The following is a 20,592-nucleotide window of genomic DNA, read 5'->3' as shown; positions in this document are numbered from 1 at the left end:
TTCATGATCATGAAACACTGAAACACATGACGAGGGCACCCGGTGTCGACTTCCAAGATCATCCGGCAACGAATCTGGGACAAGCTGCAAGCCGTTGCGCTGCCCGATACGCGGTTTCACATGAACTTTGCCGAGGTCATCCCCGACTTTGTGGGCAGCGACGCGGCGACCGACCGGATCACCGATCTTCCGGCCTACAAGGCCAGCAAGTTCGCCTTCATTACGCCCGACAACTGCCTCGTCGAACTGCGCCGGCGTATGTTGGCGGAGGGGAAGCCCTTCGTCATGTCGACCTACGGAATCTTCCGCGGCTTTCTCTATGTCGAGCCGGGAAGCGTGCCCAAGGGCGCTGAACTCTACGCCGCCTGGCTCGACGGCATGGAGCATTTCGGCCGGCCGATCACGCTCGAAGAGATCACCAAGATGGGCCGGTTCGACTTCATGGTCACCGGCGCTTCGGCGGTGTCGGTCGATGGCGTGCGCTTTGGCAAGGGCCACGGCTTTTTCGATATGGAATGGGGCATGTTCACCGATCTCGGCCTCGCCGATGACGCGACCCCGGTGGTCGCCGCCGTGCACGACGTGCAGGTTGTCGAGGACAAACTCCACCCCAGCGAAACCGACATTCTGGTCGATGTGATCGCGACGCCCACCCGCACCATCACTGTGGGCAATCGCGGCAAGCGCCCGCGCGGCATCAAATGGGATCTGCTCAGCAAAGAGCAGATCGACGCGACGCCGCCCTTGCGCGAACTGGCGCGCATTCGCGGCCTCGCCTGAGTTTTCCGCCTCCCCCCTCTTCCCCGAACCCGGAGCCTCCCCCGATGAAACTGCAGATGAACAGACGACACGTCCTTTCGATGATGGCCGCTGGTGCCGCGCTGCCGCTGACCGGCGGGCTGGCGCGCGCAGCATCGCCCCTGACCTTCCAGGCGAGCTGGATCAACGACGCCGAGTTTGCCGGCTACTTCACCGCCATCGACAAAGGTTATTACACCGCCGAAGGGCTGGACCTGACCTATCTCTCGGGCGGCCCGGACGTGATCCCGGAATCGGCGCTGATCGCCGGCAAGGCCGACATCACGGTGACGACGCCCGACACTACCGTTACCGCCATCACCCAGCAGCAGGCGCCGTTCAAGATCATCGGCGCGCAGTACCAGAAGAACCCGATCGGCATCGTGTCGCTCGCCAAGAACCCGATCACCAAGCCGCAGGACCTTGTGGGCAAGACCCTCGCCGTGCCGCCGGTGAACGTCGTTTCTGTGGAAGCGATGCTGAAGATTTCGGGCGTCGATCGCGCCTCGGTCAATATCGTGCCCTATGCCTACGACCCGACGCCGCTGATCAAGGGCGAGATCGATGCCTCGCTCGATTTCACCACCAACGTGCCCTACACCATCAAGCTGGCGGGTGCGGAAGCGACGAGCTTCCTGCTCTATGATTTCGGCTTCACCATCTTCAACGACACGCTCGTTGTCACCACCGACACGCTGAAGGCCAAGCGCAAGGAAATCGTTGCCTTCCTCAAAGCCTCGCGCATGGGCTGGGAAGAAAACCTCAAGGACCCGGCCGTCTATCCCCCGACCTTTGCCGAAACCTGGTTCAAGGGCACCGGCCGCGAGATCGACAACGAGGTCTATTTCAACACCGCGCAGAAGCCGCTGATCGAGGCCGTAGGCGGCATTTTCTCGATGAGCGAGGAGGCGATTGCTGCCAATATCGAGGCGCTCGCCGCCGTTGGCATCGTCGCGACGCGCGACATGTTCGACACCACGGTGCTCGAGGAGATCTGATGGGCGAGGCTTCCGGCATCAGGCTGGACGGGGTTTCGAAGCAATTCGAGGCGCGGGGCCAGACCACCGAGGCGTTGCGGTCGGTGTCGCTTGATTGCGCACCAGGCTCGTTCACCGCGCTGATCGGCCCCTCCGGATGCGGGAAGTCGACCATCCTGCGGCTGGCCCTTGGGCTCGAAGCCGCCGATTCCGGAGAGGTCGCCGTTGGCGGCCTCACACCCGCTGCTGCAACGCGCAGCGGCATCACCGGCGTCGCCTTCCAGGATGCGGCGCTGCTGCCCTGGCGATCGGTGGAGCACAACATTGCCCTGCCGCTCGACGTGCTGGGGCTGAAGCGCGTAGATTTTCGCGACAAGATCGCCGAGCTGATCGCGCTGGTGGGGCTCAAGGGCTTTGAGCATGCGCTACCGGCAGAGCTTTCTGGTGGTATGCGCCAGCGCGTGGCGATTGCACGGGCACTGGTGACGGCGCCGCAAGTGCTGTTTCTCGATGAGCCGTTCGGGGCGCTCGACCAGATTCTGCGCCGCCAGATGAATATCGAACTGCAGCGCATCTGGATGGAAAGCCGCGCGACGACGCTGCTGGTCACCCACGGCATCGACGAAGCGATATTCCTCGCCGACCGCGTGGTGGTGATGGCCAGCCGGCCCGGGCGGATCGTGCGCGAGATTGCCATCGATCTGCCAAGGCCGCGCCGGCCGGAACTGTTTGCCGATCCGGTGTTTCACCGGCTGGAGGCGGAGATTGCAGGGGCGCTGGATGGGCATTGATTGCGGCATCGTGGCTCCGGACCCCTCATCCGCCCTTCGGGCACCTTGTAACTTGATCCCGCAGTTATCTGATATCGATAGCGCTGCGGTGATGCCGGGCAGCCCGATGGCACCAGGAGTTGAAAAACTCGTGGAGAAGCGAGGGGCGCCTGGCATCGATCCATCGATCCCGAACAGTCGCCGGGGCCGCAACAAGGCGAGCCCGCTTAGGCAAGGAGGGGACAAGATGGAGATCACCGTAGGTATCGATGTGAGCAAGGCGCGGCTGGATGTATATATCCATCCGCTGGGCGAGAGCCTTGTGTCCGGCAATGACGAGGCTGGCGCGAGTGAACTCGTCGAGCGGCTGCGCAGGCTGGAGGGGCTTGTGTCGGTCGGCATCGAGGCGTCGGGCCGCTATGAGCGGCTGGCGGTGGCCGAACTTGCTGCCGCAGGTCTGCCGGTGGTGGTGCTCAACCCCGCTCAGGTCCGGCACTACGCCCAGGCCATCGGGCTCAAGGCCAAGACCGACCCAATCGATGCCCGCCTCATCGCGCTGTTCGTTGCGGCAGTAAAGCCTGAGCCAAGGCCGATAGCCGATGCGCACACCGAGGATCTGGCGGCGCTAATGGCCAGACGCCGGCAACTGGTGCAGATGCTGGCTGCCGAGCGCATGCGGCGCCAGCAGGCAGCACCGGGGCTGATCCGCACATCGCTCGCCCGCATTGTAACCACGCTGGAGGACGAGCTCAAAGACCTCGACCGCCATATAGATACCACCGTGCGTGACACCCCTGTGTGGCGCGACAAGGAGAACCTGCTCGCCTCGGTGCCTGGCATCGGCAAGACCATCGCCCGCACGCTGCTGGCCGAACTGCCCGAACTGGGACAGCTCAATCCCAAGCAAGTCGCGGCCCTCGCCGGGCTCGCCCCCTATACCCGCCAGTCCGGCAAATGGCGCGGCAAGAGCCTTATCGGTGGTGGCCGCACTGCCGTGCGCACCGCCCTGTTCATGGGCGCCCTCGTTGCCGCACGGCATAATCCCACCCTCAAGGCCTTCCGGGACAGGCTCGTGGCCGCAGGCAAACCAAAGCTTGTCGCCATCGTCGCCACAGCTCGAAAGCTCCTCACCATCCTCAACGCCATCGTCAGGGACAAAAAACCATGGTCACCAGCTTGACCAACAAGACAGTCGCTTCTCCCTCAAGGGGAGAAGGCGATGGGGCCGCGATGTCTCAGTCGGTTGCCTTCTCCCCTTGTGGGAGAAGGTGGCTGCGGAGCAGACGGATGAGGGGTGGGAAGCCCCGATGATGGTGGGTCCACGAGTCAAGGCGGCCCTCAACACCCTGATCATACTCGTCATCTGGGAAATCCTCGGCCGCTTCCGGCTGGTGGCGGATGGGGCGTTGCCGCCGCCCAGTGCGGTGTTGCTGCGGCTGATCCATGACTGGGCCGATTACCCCAACCATATTGCCGCGACGCTTTATGGGGCGGGGGCCGGCTTCATCATCGGCAACGTGATCGCCATCGCAGCGGGGGCGCTGTTTGCGCTTTATCCGGTGACGGCGCGGGTGGCGCGGGGGCTGAATGTGGCGATCTTTTCGCTGCCGCCGATCGCCATATCGCCGATCCTGGTATTGACGCTCTCCGACATGCAGCCGCGCATCGTTCTGGCGGCGATCGGCTGTTATTTCGTCACCATGACTTCGACGCTGGTCGGCCTCACGCAGGCCGATGCGCGCTCGGTCGACGTGGTGCGCGCCTATGGCGGCGGCAAGCTGAAGGCCCTGCGGCTGGTGCAGGCGCGGAGCGCCTTGCCGGTGATCCTCTCGGGGCTGCGGATCGCGGCGCCCAATGCGGTGCTGGGCTCAATCCTAGCCGAATTCGGCGGCGGTGGGCGCTGGGGGCTGGGCGTCTACCTCTTGGGCTCGCTGGGGCGCGCCGAACCGGAGCGTCTCTGGGGCATCGGCATGGTGGCGACGCTGATCTCGGGGCTGGCTTTTCTGCTGTTCGCACTGATCGCCCGCCGCATCACCAAGGGCTCAGAGGCGGTGACGGTGCCGACCAGCGTGCTGCGCGGAGGCGACAGGGCACGACCGGCCTGGCAGCAGGCGGCGATCGTGCTGGCGTCAGTGGCCTTGCCGTTTGCGCTCTGGTGGGTGCTGCTGGCGGTGCTGAAAGTACCGGCGATGATTGCCAAGACCCCGCCGGGGCTGTTCGACTATCTGTTCCTCCTCCCCAGCGCGCCCATCGCACAGGGCAAGCTCCTCGCGGCGCTGGCGCAGACGCTGCCAATGACGCTGATCGGCATGCTGGCCGGGCTGGCGCTGGCTTTTGCGTTGGCGCTCGGGGCGCAGATCGCGCCGCGGCTGGTCAAGGCACTACTGCCGGTGGCGCTGGTGACTCAAACCATGCCGTTGGTGGCACTGACCCCGCTCCTCGTGCTGATGCTGGGGCGCGGGCCCGCCGTGATCCTCTGGATCACCATTTCGGTGACCTTCTTTCCCGCCTTCGTCACCATGGCGCAGGGCCTCCTGCTGGTTCCGCGCGCCGCCCTGGAGGTGTCAAAGGCCTATGGCGCCAACCTCATTACCCAGTTGCGGCTGGTCTCGATCCCGGCCTCGCTCCCCTACCTCTTCGCGGCAACCCGCCTCACCGCGCCACGCGCGCTGCTGGGCGTGATGATCGCCGAATGGCTCGCGACCGGCACAGGGCTGGGGAACCTCCTCAACCAGTCCCGTGGCTATCTCGACTACGGCATGATCTGGGCGGTGGCGGTGGTGTCGGTACTGATCTCGGTGGCGTTCTATCAGGCCGTAGTGCTGGTCGAGCGGCGGGCGCTGGGGCGGATGGGGATGGCGACGGCCGAGTAGCAGGGCTTTTCCATCAGGTTTTCCTGGCAGTTTCCCACAAGCCGGACGGGCGGCGTTGACCGAACCATACTTCCTGATACAAACGAGTTTCGAACTCAAAGTTTGGAACTGTCATGAGCCGCAACTTCCTGCTGGTCGATCCCGAGGAGCGACCGGAAGTGCTGAAAGCACTGGCCTCTGAGGTGCGTGTGGCCATTCTGAAACTGCTGCATATCGAGGGCGCCATGAACGTCAACGATATTGCGGGTAAACTCAAACAGCCCCAATCCACCGTGTCTTCAAACATGCAGATTCTGGTGGAAGCCGGACTGGTCAGGACCGAGACGCAGAAGGCGCGCAAGGGCAACCAGAAAATCTGCCACTCGCTGTTCGACGAAGTGCTGGTGATGTTCAAGGAGGATATCCGTCCCCTCCGCGCCAAGGCCATCGAAGTGGCGATGCCGCTCGGGCTCTATACCAGTTGCGAAGTCTCGGCGCCGTGCGGGCTCTGCTCACAGGACGGCATTATTGGCCTTCTCGACGTGCCCGACACGTTCCTCGATCCCGACCGCATGAAGGCGGGGCTGATCTGGTTTACTCGCGGCTATGTCGAGTACCAGTTTCCCAACAATGCGCGGCTCGCCAAGCACAACATCACCTCGATGGAGTTTGCCATCGAGCTGAGCTCTGAAGTGCCGGGCACCAGCGCCGACTGGCCCAGCGACATCACCGTGGGCGTCAACGGCAAGGATATCGGCACCTGGACCTCGCCGGGCGATTTCGGCGACAAGCGCGGCGTCTATACGCCCGACTGGTGGAAACTGAAGGGCAGCCAGTACGGCAAGCTCAAGACTTTCCGGGTCAATGCCACTGGGACTTTCGTCGATGGCATCAAGATTTCGCCGGTTTCGCTGAAGGACCTCGATATCGATACGCACCACTCGATCCGGCTGCGCATCGGCGTCAACCAGGACGCTAAACACCCGGGCGGCATCAACATTTTCGGCCGTGGCTTCGGCAATTACGACCAGGATATCGTCCTGCGCCTTGAGACCGATCAATAGCCTCGACACCATCTCCGGAGACAAAAACCTCGCCCATGCCTCTTGACGTGCGGGGGCAGTTTGTATCACTTCATCCGATATAGATCACCATTGCGGGTGACCGGGAGGACATGATGCGAGCGACGGTTACGGCGCACAAGGACTATACTATTTCACCCATCGACGATCGCGTGTACGGGGCATTCCTCGAGCACCTCGGTCGCGCTGTCTATACCGGCATTTATGAGCCGGACCATCCGACGGCGGACAAGGACGGCATGCGCGGCGACGTCGCCAAGCTGGTCAAGGATATCAATATTCCGGTGGTGCGCTACCCCGGCGGCAATTTCGTTTCGGCCTATAACTGGGAAGACGGCATCGGCCCGCGCGAGCAGCGGCCGGTCCGGCTGGACCTCGCCTGGCATACGTCCGAGAGTAACGCCGTCGGTGTCCACGAATTCGCCGACTGGTGCGCGACAGTTGGCACCGAGATGATGCTGGCTGTGAACCTCGGGTCGCGCGGCGTCGATGAGGCTCGCAACTTCCTCGAATACGTCAACCATCCGGGCGGCAGCTACTGGAGCGACCTGCGCATCAAGAACGGCCGCAAGGAGCCCTGGAACGTCAAGATGTGGTGTCTCGGCAACGAGATGGACGGGCCCTGGCAGGTCGGTCACAAGGACGCCGCCGAGTACGGCAAACTCGCTGCCAACACCGCGCGTGCCATGCGCATGTTCGACAAATCGCTCGAACTGATCGTCTGCGGCTCGTCGAACTCGGACATGCCGAGCTATCCCGATTGGGAACGGATCGTCCTCGAGCACACCTACGATCACGTCGACCACATCAGCCTGCACATGTATTTCGCCAACCGCGAAAAGAACACGGCGAACTACCTGGCGCTCAACCACAAGCTCGAAACCTACATTGAAACAGTGGCTTCGACGATCCGGCAGGTGAAGGCCAAGCGCAAGTCGAAGCGCGACGTCTATATCTCGTTCGACGAGTGGAACGTCTGGTACCACTCCAACCAGCAGGACCGGAAGATCCTCGAAGGCGCCGGCGGCTGGCCGCATGCCCCGGGCCTGCTCGAGGACATCTACAATTTCGAAGACGTGCTGATGGTGGGGTTGATCCTCAACAGCTTCATCAGGCGTTCGGACGTGGTCAAGATCGCCTGCATCGCGCAACTGGTCAACGTCATCGCCCCGATCATGACCGAAAAGGGCGGCCCGGCCTGGGCCCAGACCATCTATTACCCGTACTACTTTGCCTCGATCTATGGCCGTGGCACGGCGCTCAACCTCGTGGTCAACTCGCCGGGCTATGAAAGCCCGCATGCCGAAAAGACGCCCTATGTCGATGTTTCGGGCGTCCACAATGAGCAAGATGGCACGCTGACCTTCTTCCTCGTCAACCGTCATGCCACCGAGACCATCGAGACCGAGGTGAGCCTCGAAGGCTTTGCCGCGGCGCAGATCGTCGATCATCAGGTGATGACTCACACCAGCCTTGAGGCGGTCAACACCGCCACCAAGCAGACCGAAGTGGCGCCCAAAAAGGGTTCAGGCGCTTCGGTCGGTGGCGGCAAACTCAGCGCCAAGCTGCCGCCCTACTCCTATCAGATGATCCGCCTCAAGGCCTGACCCGGCCTTTCTGGCGGCCTCCCGGGACCCTTCGGTACACCAATTCAGCGGTGTGCCGGAGGGTTCGTGAGGCATGGCGAAGCCGGCTAACGGCTTGACCATATTGAATATTCGATTAGCTGATTTGTATCACGATACGCGTTGACAATCAGTGATCATCGGTTAGCATCTGGCTCGGAATGCTGGAGGGCGTTCCCAAGGGAGGACTACATCATGGATAGACGTGGCTTTATGACCGGCACAGCCGTGGCTGTGCTTATGCTTGCCGCCAACAACCTGGCGATTGCCCAGGACGAGCCGGCCGCGCCGCCGATCACCAATTTTCCGCGTAACGAAACGCTGATCATCAACAATCCGGAGAACCCGGCCGCCAGCCCCGGCCAGTTCAATATCTGGGTTGCCGGTAATGGTGGCGGCTGGTCGAACGGCTTGCACCAGCTGGTGATGGACACATTGTGGTTCATCGACCCCGATGCCGGCCTCAAGGGCTCGCTCTACAACGAGCTGGCGACCGGCCCGTGGGAATACAACAAAGACTTCACCGAAATGACGGTCCACCTCAAGAAGGGGATCCTGTGGAGTGACGGCGTCGAGTTCACCGCCGCCGACGTGAAATACACGGTCGACACCCAGGCCGCGACGCCGGGTTATGTCTGGAGCGCGCCGTTCGCCGATGCGGTGGCGAGCGTCGATACCCCAGACGATTACACCGTGCACTTCGTGCTCAAGAAGGCCAATGCGCGCTTCCATTCGCTGTTCGCAGTGCGCTGGAATGCCGCCTGGATCATGCCCAAGCACATCTTCGAAAAGGTCGCGGACCCCAAGTCCTACGATTTCAATCCGCCGGTCGGCCTTGGGCCCTATACCCTCAACTCGTTCGATCCGAACGGCTCGTGGTATATCTGGGAAAAGCGCAAGGACTGGGACAAGACGGGCATGGCGGAGTGGGGTGAACCCGCGCCGAAATACGTCATCTACCGGTCGATCCCGAACAACGACAAGCGCCTGATCGAGATGGTCAACGGCGATCTGGACATGATCCACGATCTGTCGCCGGAAGGCATGTTCAGCCTGGCCAAGCAAGATCCGACCGCACGCGGCTGGTTCCCGGGCTTCCCCTATGCGCATCCCGATCCGACCCTGCCCATGGTCATATTCAACGACCAGAACCCGATGTTTACGGACAAGCGCGTCCGTTGGGCCCTGACCCTGATGCTCGATCCGGTCGAGATGTCGATGTCGTCCTATCGTGGCGCCGCGACGCTTTCGGCCATCGCCATGCCGCCCACGGGCACGCATACCGATGACTACCACGCCAAGCTGCAGGATTGGCTGATCGGCTACGAGCTCGATACGGGCAAGCAGAAGATCAAGCCGTATGACCCAACGGTAGGTGACAAGATCGCCGCCATGGTGAAGCCGCAGTTCGGCGACGCCGTGCCGACCGATCCCAACGCCATCCACAAGTCGTTCGGTTATGGCTGGTGGAAGAAGGACCTCGCCGCCGCTGGCGAACTGCTCGAAGCCGCCGGCTTCACCAAGCAGGGCGACAAGTGGATGAAGCCCGATGGCACGCCGTTCAAGTTCACGCTCAACACCTTTACCGATGGCGTGATCAACCGCCTGGGCACCGATATCGCCCAGCAGTGGAGCCAGGCTGGCGTCGATGCGACGGCATTTGCCGATCCCAACATCTACAGCCAGAACCTGCCGCTCGGCACCTATGAAGCCGCAACGGCCTGGTCGATCGAAACCTGGGGCGGCAACCCCGACCTCTCGTTCTTCCTCGACAGCTGGCACTCGAGCTATCTGGCCAAGCCCGGCGACCGTCAGTCGGCGCGTAACTGGCAGCGCTGGGGCGATCCGCGCCTTGACGCCATCATCGAAAAGATGCGGGTGACCGAGTTCACCGACCACGACGCCAACGTCGCGCTCGGCAACGACTTCATCAAGCTGATGGTCGATGAGATGCCAATCATCCCGATCATGTCGTTCAACGTCTTCTCGGCTTACGACACGCGCTACTGGACTGGCTTCCCGACTGCCGAGGCCAACCCCTACGCCAACATCGTCAACAACTGGTCGAACTCGAAATACATCCTCACCCAGTTGAAGCCGACCGGCAAGTAACGCCGCGCGCTCCATTCCTGACGTCCGGCCAAGGCCGGACGTCAACCTTGGCGGGGATATGAGTACACGATGAAGGCCTATCTGCTTTTTGCTCTGAAACGGCTGATCCAGTTTATCGCCGTGGTTTTCGCCGGCTGTTCCGCCGCCTTTTTCATTTCGCACCTCTCGCCCATCAGTCCGGTTGACCAGATCATCGGGCGCGTGAGTGGCCAGTCGAGCTACAGCCCCGAGGCGATTGTTGCGCTGCGCGCCACCCTCGAGGAGCTGTTCGGGCTGAACGTTCCGCTCCATATCCAGTATTTCAACTTCCTCGCTCGGCTCGGCACCGGCGATTTCGGCCCGGCGCTGATCGCCTTCCCGCGTCCGGCGATCGAACTGGTGATGCTCGCGCTGCCCTGGACGGTTGGCCTGCTGACCGTGACCACGATCTTCCACTGGATCATCGGCAATATCCTCGGTGGCCTCGCCGGCTACTACCAGAACTCCCGGTTCTTGAAGGCGTTTGGTATCGTTGCCATCGGGGTGCAGCCGATCCCCTACTACATCGTCGCCTTCCTGATGGTGATCATCTTCGGCTTCCTGTGGCCGGTGCTGCCGATCAGCGATGGTTTTGCCATGAACGTGCGGCAGGGCTGGACTCTCGAATTTGCCGGCTCGGTGCTGCACCATGCTATCCTCCCCGCCGCATCGCTGACCATCGTCGGGCTGGGCACCTGGTTCCTCGGGATGCGGGCGCTGGTCTCCAACATCGTCACCGAAGACTACGTCACCTATGCAGAACTGGCTGGCGTGCGGCAGAACCGCATTGTTTTCTCCTACGTCATCCGCAACGCGCTGGTGCCGCAGCTGACCGCGCTCGCCATGGCGCTAGGCGGGATCTTTTCGGGCACTGTCATCACCGAGCAGGTGTTCTCGTATCCGGGGCTCGGCTCGTTGCTCGTAAGGGCGGTGAACGGCGGTGACTCGACCCTGGTGCTGGCCATCAGCTGTATTGCGATCGTTGCTGTCGCCGGCGCGATCTTCGTTATCGACCTCGTTCACCCGCTGCTCGATCCACGCGTCAAAAGCGAGTGACAGAGATGTTTTCAGTCCTACGCGACCTCATCCGCTACAATATCGAGTTTGCCATCGGGGTGGTGCTGGTTGGCGCTATCGTTATCTTTGCCTGCCTGAGCTTTGTTTCGCCGATTGATCCGACCGCGGTCTACACCGCCATCCCGGACCAGCCGCCGAGCGCGCAATACCTGTTCGGCACCAACTCGCGCGGACAGGACATGTTCTGGCAACTGACCTTCGCATTCCGCAACACGCTGAGCTTTGGCATCACCGTGGCCATCGTCAGCCGTGTGATTTCGATCGCCGTTGGGCTGACCGCCGGCTATCTCGGCGGCTGGCCGGATCGCGTGCTGATGTTTTTCAACGACATCTTCGTTGCGATCCCGATCTTCCCGATCCTGATCCTCTTCTACTACGTGCTCCGCACCAACATGAACTCGTTCACGCTGGCGCTGATCATGGCCTGCTTCGGCTGGCCGTTCGATGCGCGGCTGATCCGGTCGGTGGCACTGAGCCTCAGGCATCGCGAGTTCACCCGGCAGGCGGTATTTTCCGGCATGTCGCCGCTCCGGATCATGGGCGGGGAGCATCTGCCCTATGTAATGCCGATCATCTTTTCGACCGCCATGGCCAACATGATCTGGTCGATCGGGCTTGAGGTGACGCTGGCGGTGCTGGGCTTTACCAATCTCAACATCCCAACCGTCGGCACGACGCTGTACTGGGCCAACAATCACTCGGCGCTGCTGGTGGGCACCTGGTGGTGGATCCTGATCCCGGTGGTGATCCTCGTGCTGATGTTCCTCGGCCTGTTCTTGCTTGCCGTGTCGCTCAACGAATACATCGATCCGCGCAGCCGCCTGCGCCGGATGGGGGCATAAAACCATGAGCGACAATGGAACGCCGTCGACCGCTTCTGCCAACGATGTCCTGACCGTCAAGGACCTCAAGGCCTATTACATGATGAACTATTTCGGCGTGTCGCGCGAAGTGCGGGCCGTCGACGATATCACCATGACCATACATGAGGACGAAGTGTACGGCATTGCCGGCGAGAGCTCGTCGGGCAAGACCAGTTTCATCAAGGTGCTGGCCGCCGCCATCCGGCCGCCGCTGCGCGTGGTGGCGGGCAGTGCCACCTACACCTTCCGAAATGGCACGACCATCGATGTGACCAAGGCGACACCGGACGAGATCGAGGCGATCCGCTGGAAGTCGTTGAGCTACATCATGCAGGGCTCGATGAGCGTGTTGAACCCGCTCCGCCGTATCGAAAAGACCTTCCAGGATTTTGCGGCGCGCCCGCTCGGGCTCTCCGGTGCTGCGTTGCGCCAGCGGGTGATCGAGCATCTGGGGAAGCTGAAGCTCAGCCCCGATGTGCTGCGCGCCTATCCGCATGAATTGTCGGGCGGCATGCGCCAGCGCGTCACCATCGGGCTCGCGACCATCTGCAACCCGCAGTTCATCATCGCCGACGAGCCCACCACCGCGCTCGACGTGGTGGTGCAGAAAGACGTGCTGTCGCTGATCCGCGACCTGCGCCGGGAGATGGGCTCGTCCATCATCTTTGTGACGCACGACATGGCCGTGCACGCCAACATGGCCGACCGGATCGGCATCATCTATGCCGGACGGCTGGTGGAAGAAGCGCCAACCCGGGCGCTGTTCACCACGCCGCGCCACCCCTATACCGCGCACCTGGTCGCGAGCCTGCCGCGCATCGGCGACACCACGCAGCGCCCGGCGCTCGATGGCCGCCCGCCGAGCCTGGCGGCGCCGCCGCAGGGCTGCCGCTTCCATCCGCGCTGCCCGCTGGCGATCGACAAGTGCAAGACCGAGTCGCCGCCGCTCGAAACCGTGGGACCCCAGCATCGCACCGCCTGCTGGCGCTGGCGCGATGTCGAGCCGCTGGGCCCGGGCATCCACGGCGCAAAGCTTGAGGTGCACGCGTGAGCGACCTGCTGGAAATCTCTGACGTCTCCAAGCACTTCGCCATGGGCGGGCTGCTGTCGCGCAAGGAAGTGCGCGCCGTCGACCGCGTCAGCTTCACGCTCTCGGCCGACAAGCCGGAGATTTTCACCATTATCGGGGAAAGCGGCTCGGGCAAGACCACGCTTGCCCGCATGATCCTGGGGCTGGAGCGCCCGACCAGCGGCGAAATCCGCTTTCGCGGCGAGTCTGTGACCAAGCCCAGCCGGGCCGAGCGACTGAAGTTCATGGCGAGCGTCCAGCCGGTGTTCCAGAACCCCTTCGAGGCGTTCAATCCGCTAAAGAAGGTCGATCGCTACCTCGCCTCAACCGCTCAACGGTTCCTGGGGCTCCGCGACAAGACCGCGATCGATGCGGCGATGGACGCGGCGCTGCAAAAGGTGGGGCTGAGCCTTGCCGAAGTCGGCGGGCGCTTCCCGCATGAACTGAGCGGCGGGCAATTGCAGCGCGCCGCCATCGCCCGCGCCCTGATCCCCAACCCGCCGCTGCTGGTGGCCGACGAGCCGGTGTCGATGGTCGATGCGTCGCTGCGCATGTCGATCGTCAACCTGCTGCGCTCGCTCCGCGACGATTTCGGCGTATCGGTGATCTACATTACCCACGATCTCGCGACCGCCTATTATATCTCGGATCGGCTGATCATCATGCAGAAGGGCCGTGTGGTGGAGATGGGCCCGGCGCGGACCGTGCTCGACAATCCCGAGCACCCGTATTCTCGGTTGCTGAAAGCATCGGTGCTTTCGGCCGATGATGCCGGCGACGGCAAGCTCGCCCCGGCCATGGATCTGGTCGCCCTGAGCGAGGAGCGGGTCCGGCTCGCCGGCAACAGCAGGCTTTCGGAACGGCCGGATGGTCGTCTGGTGCGGACCTATACGGAGGCCTGAGTGGCAGGCTAGAAGCAGGTTTTCCGATTGCAGGGTCTGCCCGTGCTGAAGTTTGCCGCCAACCTGTCGTTTCTCTACCCCGACCTGCCGTTTCTGGAGCGCTTCAAAGCTTCGGCAGCCGATGGGTTCAAGGCGGTGGAGTACGCCGTGCCCTATATGGCGAGCCCCGAGGTGCTGGCGGAACAGCTGGCAGCAAATGGGCTGGTGCAGGCGCTGTTCAACCTGCCGGCGGGGGACTGGGACGGCGGTGAGCGCGGCATCGCCTGCCACCCCGATCGCATTGACGAGTTTCGCGCCGGTATCGATACCGCGATCCGCTTTGCCAAGGCGCTCGACTGCAAGACGGTCAACTGCCTCGCCGGCATCCGGCCCGACAAGGTGACGACGGCGGCGCTCGACAAGACGTTTGTCTACAACCTGCGCTACGCGGCGCCGCGCCTCGCGGACGCCGGGATCGCGCTGGTGATCGAGCCGATCAACCGCCGCGATATCCCGGATTTCCACCTCTCGACCACCGGGCATGCCGAGCGGATCCTCGATGCGGTGGGCTCGGACAACCTCCGCATCCAGTACGATTTCTACCACATGCAGATCGTGCAGGGCGACCTGGTGCCCACCTTTCAGCGCCTGCAGCAGCGGATCGGCCATGTGCAGATCGCCGATACGCCGGGCCGGCATGAACCGGGCACTGGCGAGATCAACTATGGCTTCGTCCTGTCAGAACTCGAACGCCTCGGCTACGACGGCTGGATCGGCTGCGAATACCGGCCGAAGGCCGGCACCAGCGAAGGTCTGGGCTGGATCGCGCCCTACCGGAACAGTTAAGCGCGCGAGGCGAGATAGGCGCGCCAGCCGCCGAACTGGGTGATCTCGGTGGCGCCCGCCAAGGCATGTGCTTCGCAGAGGAACCCCGAAACGCTGCTGCCATCGTCGAGCGTCAGCTTGCCGATGCCGAGCGGCGCCGGGATTTTTGCGACGAACCGGCCGAATGCCTCGGGCGGCAGCGCCCAGACCTCGACCTCAAGCCCCGGCCCGATAAAGCCGGGTTCACGGATGAGGCCGGGCTTGGGCGGGGTGGTGTTGGGCAGCGCGTAGAGCCGGTAGTCGGCTGCCGTGCGGCTGCGCTTCAAAAGATGCCCGCCCGGTCCGGTCAGTTCGTGATTGAGCGGCAAGCCCGTGAGGTGGGCGCCCACGACGACGATCGGGATCAGCTCGTTGGTATCTGCTTCGGCCATTCCTAGATCTCCTCGAGGACGACGACAACGTCGCCGGTTTTGACATTGCGGCCGGGCAGGGCGCGGATTTCGCGGACCCGCCCCGGCTGGTGGGCGGTGACAGTAATTTCCATCTTCATGGATTCGATGATAGCCACCGGCTGGCCGGCCTCAACGGCAGTGCCGGTTTCCACCAGGACTTTCCAGACATTTCCCGGCACGCTGCTGCCAACGCCGAAGCAGCCCGCGGGGATTTCGCCTTCGGTGGCGCCATTGCCGGCATCGTCGGCAATGAAGCTGTCGAGTCCCTCATCCTTCCAGCGCTGCCGTTCGGCATCGAACGCTGCCTGCTGGCGGGTCTTGAACCGGGTGATGGCGTCGGAGTTGGCAGCGAGTTCCTTGGCGTAGTCTGCATAGGAAAAATGCGTCTCTTCGATCTTCAGCGGATAGGCGCCATGGGGGAAAGCCGCGCGGGCCTCGGTGAGTTCCGCATGGCTGACCGGAAAGAACCGAATCTGGTCGAAAAAGTTGAGGAGCCACGGCTTATCAGCGCCGAACACCGGCGTCTGCCGCCACGTGTTCCACACCTGGATGGTGCGGCCGAACAGCTGGTAGCCGCCCGGACCTTCCATTCCATAGATGCACATATAGGCGCCGCCGATGCCGACGGCGTTCTCCGGCGTCCAGGTGCGGGCCGGGTTGTACTTGGTGGTCACCAGCCGGTGGCGCGGATCGGTCGGGGTCGCGACCGGGGCGCCGAGATAGACGTCACCGAGGCCCAGCACCAGATAGCTCGCGTCGAAGATCGTCTGCTTGACCGCCTCGATGCTGTCGAGCCCGTTGATGCGACGGATAAACTCGATGTTGTCGGGCGCCCAGGGCGCATTGGGACGCACCAGCTCCTGGTATTTCCGCATCGCCAGTTGCGCATCGGGGTCGTTCCAGCTCAGCGGGAGGTGGACGATCCGGCTCGGCACCGTAACGGCTTCCGCCGGCGGCAGGCTCTGCTCGATTTCGGCGAGGAGGCCGAGAAGGCGGGTGCGGCTCAGCGCCGTGCCGTCATAATGGATCTGCAGCGAGCGGATGCCGGGGGTCAGGTCGATGGCGGCGAACCTGGCCTCCTTCAGCGCCTCCATAAGCAGGTGGACACGAAGGCGGAGCGCGATATCGAGCGACATAGAGCCGTATTCGACCAGCAGATTGTCGTCGCCCTGCCGACGATAAACCACCGGCACCGGGCCATCATCACGCCGCCCGACGATGGCCGAGGCGGCCTCGCTCGGCCGATGGACGGCTGGACCGGCGACCGGGTCGGCCGGCCGGGCGACTGGGTAAAAGCGGATGGTGTCGCCGGGCTTGAACTGGCCCATCTTCCACTGTTCGTCGCGCGCGATCACCGCCGGGCAGACGAAGCCGCCAAGGCTCGGGCCATCGGGGCCGAGGATGATCGGCATGTCGCCGGTGAAATCGATGGCACCAATGGCATAGGCATTGTCGTGGAGGTTGGAGGGATGGAGCCCTGCCTCGCCGCCATCGGTGCGCGCCCATTTCGGCGCCGGGCCGATCAGCCGCACACCGGTACGGGCGGAGTTGAAATGCACCTCATAGGCAGTCGAGAACAGCGTCTCGATATCGGCTTCAGTGAAGAAATCCGGCGCGCCATGCGGGCCATAGAGCACGCCGACCTGCCACTCCCGCGTCAGTGGCGCCGGATCGTTGGCGGGCTGCGCAGATTGTGGCGTGCGGGCAAGATGCAGCACCTCGCCGGGCTTCAGCGTGCCGGTGGCGGGGCCGCCGAACTGGCCGAGCCCGAAGGTAGCGCGCGAGCCCATGATCAGCGGCGCCGCGATGCCGCCCGCGACCGCGAGGTAACTCCGTTGTCCTGCGCCCGCGATGGCGCCGATGCTGAGCACCTGGCCGGGGGCGATGGTGATGGCCGTATCGTGCGGCACGAGGGTGCCGTCGAGCTTCATCGGCATCTCCGCGCCAGCAAGCGCCACGACCGCGCCGCTGTGAAAGCGGAGCGTCGGGCCGTTGACGGTCAGTTCGAGCGCCGTCGTCTCGTCAGCATTGCCCACCAATCGGTTGGCGTGGCGGAACGAGCGGGCATCCATCGGGCCAGAGGGCGGCACGCCCACATGCCAGAGGCCGAGCCGGCCGGGCAGTTCCTGAACGCTCGATTGCGCGCCGGGTGCCATCACCTCGATGACATCGGGAACGAATGCGAAATCGCGCAGCGCCGTGGTCGCGACCTTGCCGGAGGCGAGAAGGTCTGACCCGGCAATGGCGCGCAGGTAGCTGAGGTTGGTCTCGATGCCGGAGATCGCCGTGCGCTCCAGCACCGAGCGGAGCTTGGCGATCGCCGCCTGGCGATCCTCCGCCGCGACGATGATCTTGGCGAGCATCGGGTCATAGAACGGTGTGACCTCGGTGCCGGTCTCGATCCAGGTATCGACCCGCGCGTCGGCGGGGAAAGAGACCTCGGTGAGCAGCCCGGCGCTGGGCCGGAACCCGGCATGGGGGATTTCGGCATAGAGCCGGACCTCGATGGCCGCGCCCTTCGGCGTGGGCAGCACAGCCGGGATCACCGGCTCACCAGCGGCCTGCCGGATCATCCATTCAACGAGGTCGATACCGAGCACCGCCTCCGTTACCGGGTGCTCGACCTGCAGCCGTGTATTGACCTCGAGGAAATAGAAATCCTCGCGGATAGGATCGTAGATGAACTCGACGGTGCCCGCGGACGCATAGTTCACCGCCGCACCGAGATCGGTAGCGGCCTTGTGGAGGCGCGCCCGGACGGCGTCGGAGAGACCCGGGGCGGGCGTCTCCTCGACCACCTTCTGGTTGCGCCGCTGCAGCGAGCAATCGCGCTCGCCGAGCGCAACCACATTGCCCTTGCCGTCGCCGAAGATCTGCACCTCGACATGGCGCGCATCGGAAACGAAGCGTTCGAGATAAACCCGCGCATCGCCAAAGCTCGCATTGGCCGTGCGCTGCACGCTGTCGAAGGCGGCCGCGAGAGCCTCGGCGTCGGCACAGAGCGACATGCCAATCCCGCCGCCGCCGGCGGTGGATTTGAGCATCACCGGATAGCCAACGCTTTCGGCAGCGGTCAGCGCTTCGGCCGCGGACGACAGCAGCCCGGTGCCGGGCAGCAGTGGCACGCCACTCGATTTGGCCAGCTCTCGCGCCGTGTGCTTGAGCCCGAAGGCTTCGATATTGGACGGGCTGGGGCCGATGAAGACGATGCCTTCCTCGGCGAGGCGCTGCGCAAAGCCGATATTCTCGCTGAGGAAGCCATAGCCGGGATGCACCGCCTCGGCGCCGGTCGCCTTGCAGGCGGCAATGACGGCCTCGACATTGAGGTAGCTCTCGGTAGCGGGTGCGGGGCCAAGCCGGACGGATTCATCAGCGAGCGCGACGGCACGGGTGAACCGGTCGGCATCGGAATAGACCGCGACCGAGGCAATACCGATGCGCTTGAGCGTGCGGATCACCCGGACAGCGATCTCGCCCCGGTTGGCAATCAGGACCTTGGTGAACATCAGGCAGCTCCGCCTGCGCACTCACCGGCGACCGCAGCGATCGCCTTCTCCCCTTGTGGGAGAAGGTGGCCAATGGCCGGATGAGAGGTCGGCGTCGCGGAGCGATGCCCGGCTGGAGCGCAAGCGACGGACGATTGGAATGCGAGGTGAGAACCCCTCATCCGCCCTTCGGGCACCTTCTCCCACAAGGGGAGAAGGGGATCCGCCGCACCTTCGAGCTTCACAAACAAAGTCTGCCTCATGCCCCCGCCTCCCAGATCAGCACCTGGATGGGAGTAGGGTTGAAGCCGTTGCAGGGGTTGTTGATCTGCGGGCAGTTGGAGATGACGCAGAGGACGTCCATTTCGGCGACGAGTTCGACATAGTCGCCGGGCTTGGAAAGCCCATCGACAATGGTCATTTCGCCCGAGGGCTCGATCGGGACGTTCATGAAGAAGTTGATGTTGGGGACGATATCGCGCTTGCCCATGCCGTGCTTGGTGACTTCGAGCACGAAATTGTCGCGGCAGGCGTGGAGGTAGCGGGTCTCGTGGCCGAAGCGGACGGTGTTGCTTTCGCACGAGCAGGCACCGGCAGAGGTGTCGTGGCGGCCGCTGGTGTCGGCGGTGACGATCAGCATCACATTGCCCTCGTTGGACATCACCTTGGTGCCGACCCCGACATAGGCGGAACCCTGGACGCGCAGGGTATCCTGGGCGCTGTAGCGCTCAGAGAAGTCATCGGCCCGGTAGAAGATCGTATCGACGGCCTGCTGGCCTTCGCTGTCGATGATGCGGATAGTCTCGCCCTTTTTGACGAGGCCGGACCAGGGCGCTTCGGCGGGGATCAGGTGGGACTGCGCGGCAGTGGCGGGAGTGTGGGTCATTGTGCTCTCCCTCAGGTTTCAGCGCGGGCGTTGTTTTCAAAGCCGCGGACGGCTTCGGCGGTAGCAGTGCGGCAGAGATCATCCGCACCGCTTATCGCCACATAACGCGTTATATCGACTGGATTTGGTGCGTAGTCCGGGCGCGGGTCGAGGGGGTGCGGGCAGTTGGAGAGGCCGACGATCAGGTCCATTTCGGCGCGGAGATCGATGTAGTCGCCCGGGTGGCTGAGCTCGGGGCGCCAGACAAAGCTCCCATCGGCAGTGACGCGAACCGGGGCAAAGAGCGTCAGCGCCGAGGGGATGTCGCGCCGGTCGAGCCCGAGCTTGCCTGCGACCAGCACGAAATTGTCGCGCGTGTTGCGGGTGACGCCGGGATAGCGGGCGGCGTTCGAGGCAGCGGTGGAGCCGCCCACCAGCCCGTCATGGGCGCCCGAGGAATCCTCGATCACCGAGAACATTACCCGGCCCATGTCGGAAAAGATCACCCTTCCCTTGGTCATCGCAGTGGTCCATTGCACCTTGACCGTATCGGGGAGGTTGAGCCGCTCGCTGGTATCCCTAGCGCTCCAGGCGATGAGCGCCACCGAGGAGGGGCCATGTGACTGGCCGATGAGGAGCGCTTCGCTGGCCTTGAGTCGGGTCGACCAGTACCAACCGCCGGGGATGGTTTCGGTCGCAATGATACGGTCGGCAGCAAGGGCGGGGGCGGGCAGCGGGCTTGAACCCGGCAGCGCCTTGGGCGCGAAGAGCAGCCCCTTGCGCTGGTGCTCTTCGTAACGGGCGCGGTCCTGAGCGATCTGCTCTGCGGTGCGGCTCATGA

At 63.6% G+C, this 20,592-nt stretch carries 16 protein-coding genes and 1 pseudogene; 13 read left to right on the top strand and 4 right to left on the bottom strand.

Annotation, left to right across the window (positions count from 1 at the left end; genetic code table 11):
• Positions 1-42 precede the first annotated feature (42 nt).
• The 13 genes from ACO06J_RS15085 (at position 43) to hyi (ending at position 14,970) form a co-directional block, all read left to right on the top strand.
• Positions 43-780 (top strand): 5-formyltetrahydrofolate cyclo-ligase, encoded by a 738-nt coding sequence (locus ACO06J_RS15085; protein WP_421761537.1) that lies wholly within the window; start codon positions 43-45, stop codon positions 778-780.
• Between the two features lie 56 nt (positions 781-836).
• A complete protein-coding gene (locus ACO06J_RS15080) occupies positions 837-1,796 on the top strand; it encodes an ABC transporter substrate-binding protein (RefSeq protein WP_421761536.1) in 960 nt (319 codons plus the stop codon).
• Positions 1,796-2,566, top strand: coding sequence for an ABC transporter ATP-binding protein (locus ACO06J_RS15075; RefSeq protein ID WP_421761535.1), 771 nt, complete (start codon positions 1,796-1,798; stop codon positions 2,564-2,566). Before ACO06J_RS15080 ends, ACO06J_RS15075 begins: the two co-directional genes overlap by 1 nt.
• Positions 2,567-2,792: 226 nt before the next feature.
• Positions 2,793-3,725 carry an IS110 family transposase gene (locus ACO06J_RS15070; RefSeq protein WP_421758802.1) on the top strand — a complete coding sequence of 311 codons (933 nt, stop codon included), beginning with the start codon at positions 2,793-2,795 and terminating at the stop codon, positions 3,723-3,725.
• 127 nt (positions 3,726-3,852) lie between these two features.
• Positions 3,853-5,418 (top strand): ABC transporter permease, encoded by a 1,566-nt coding sequence (locus ACO06J_RS15065; protein ID WP_421761534.1) that lies wholly within the window; start codon positions 3,853-3,855, stop codon positions 5,416-5,418.
• 113 nt (positions 5,419-5,531) lie between these two features.
• Positions 5,532-6,461, top strand: coding sequence for an ArsR/SmtB family transcription factor (locus tag ACO06J_RS15060; RefSeq protein WP_421761533.1), 930 nt, complete (start codon positions 5,532-5,534; stop codon positions 6,459-6,461).
• A gap of 113 nt (positions 6,462-6,574) precedes the next feature.
• Positions 6,575-8,086 carry an alpha-N-arabinofuranosidase gene (locus tag ACO06J_RS15055; RefSeq protein ID WP_421761532.1) on the top strand — a complete coding sequence of 504 codons (1,512 nt, stop codon included), beginning with the start codon at positions 6,575-6,577 and terminating at the stop codon, positions 8,084-8,086.
• A 213-nt stretch (positions 8,087-8,299) separates the two neighbouring features.
• On the top strand, positions 8,300-10,216 hold the full coding sequence (locus tag ACO06J_RS15050) for an ABC transporter substrate-binding protein (RefSeq protein WP_421761531.1): 1,917 nt from the start codon (positions 8,300-8,302) through the stop codon (positions 10,214-10,216).
• 69 nt (positions 10,217-10,285) lie between these two features.
• The gene (locus ACO06J_RS15045) at positions 10,286-11,290 is read left to right on the top strand and encodes an ABC transporter permease (protein WP_421761530.1); all 1,005 of its coding nucleotides are present in this window, start codon (positions 10,286-10,288) and stop codon (positions 11,288-11,290) included.
• Between the two features lie 5 nt (positions 11,291-11,295).
• Positions 11,296-12,153: an ABC transporter permease gene (locus ACO06J_RS15040; RefSeq protein ID WP_421761529.1), complete on the top strand. Its 858-nt coding sequence runs from the start codon at positions 11,296-11,298 to the stop codon at positions 12,151-12,153.
• Positions 12,154-12,157: 4 nt separating this feature from the next.
• Positions 12,158-13,225 carry an ABC transporter ATP-binding protein gene (locus ACO06J_RS15035; protein WP_421761528.1) on the top strand — a complete coding sequence of 356 codons (1,068 nt, stop codon included), beginning with the start codon at positions 12,158-12,160 and terminating at the stop codon, positions 13,223-13,225.
• A gap of 41 nt (positions 13,226-13,266) precedes the next feature.
• On the top strand, positions 13,267-14,145 hold the full coding sequence (locus ACO06J_RS15030; RefSeq protein WP_421762521.1) for an ABC transporter ATP-binding protein: 879 nt from the start codon (positions 13,267-13,269) through the stop codon (positions 14,143-14,145).
• Positions 14,146-14,187: 42 nt separating this feature from the next.
• Positions 14,188-14,970: a hydroxypyruvate isomerase gene (hyi, locus tag ACO06J_RS15025; protein ID WP_421761527.1), complete on the top strand. Its 783-nt coding sequence runs from the start codon at positions 14,188-14,190 to the stop codon at positions 14,968-14,970.
• Here hyi and ACO06J_RS15020 read toward each other — a convergent pair.
• From ACO06J_RS15020 to ACO06J_RS15005, 4 genes and pseudogenes are all read right to left on the bottom strand, one after another.
• A pseudogene (locus ACO06J_RS15020) lies at positions 14,967-15,353 on the bottom strand (allophanate hydrolase-related protein); the annotation flags it as partial. The gene hyi and the pseudogene ACO06J_RS15020 sit on opposite strands and share 4 nt — an antisense overlap.
• Positions 15,354-15,382: 29 nt before the next feature.
• Positions 15,383-18,907, bottom strand: a complete 3,525-nt coding sequence (gene uca / locus ACO06J_RS15015) for an urea carboxylase (RefSeq protein WP_421761526.1) — start codon at positions 18,905-18,907, stop codon at positions 15,383-15,385.
• A gap of 238 nt (positions 18,908-19,145) precedes the next feature.
• Positions 19,146-19,772 carry an urea amidolyase associated protein UAAP2 gene (locus ACO06J_RS15010; protein ID WP_421761525.1) on the bottom strand — a complete coding sequence of 209 codons (627 nt, stop codon included), beginning with the start codon at positions 19,770-19,772 and terminating at the stop codon, positions 19,146-19,148.
• An 11-nt stretch (positions 19,773-19,783) separates the two neighbouring features.
• On the bottom strand, positions 19,784-20,590 hold the full coding sequence (locus ACO06J_RS15005) for an urea amidolyase associated protein UAAP1 (protein WP_421761524.1): 807 nt from the start codon (positions 20,588-20,590) through the stop codon (positions 19,784-19,786).
• Positions 20,591-20,592 lie beyond the last annotated feature (2 nt).

Origin of the sequence: Devosia sp. (assembly GCF_965229025.1) — a bacterium.
In the GTDB taxonomy this organism is placed as follows: domain Bacteria; phylum Pseudomonadota; class Alphaproteobacteria; order Rhizobiales; family Devosiaceae; genus Devosia_A.
Note: the sequence above shows the minus strand (reverse complement) of the source record. Positions and strands in the feature narration are given on the sequence as shown.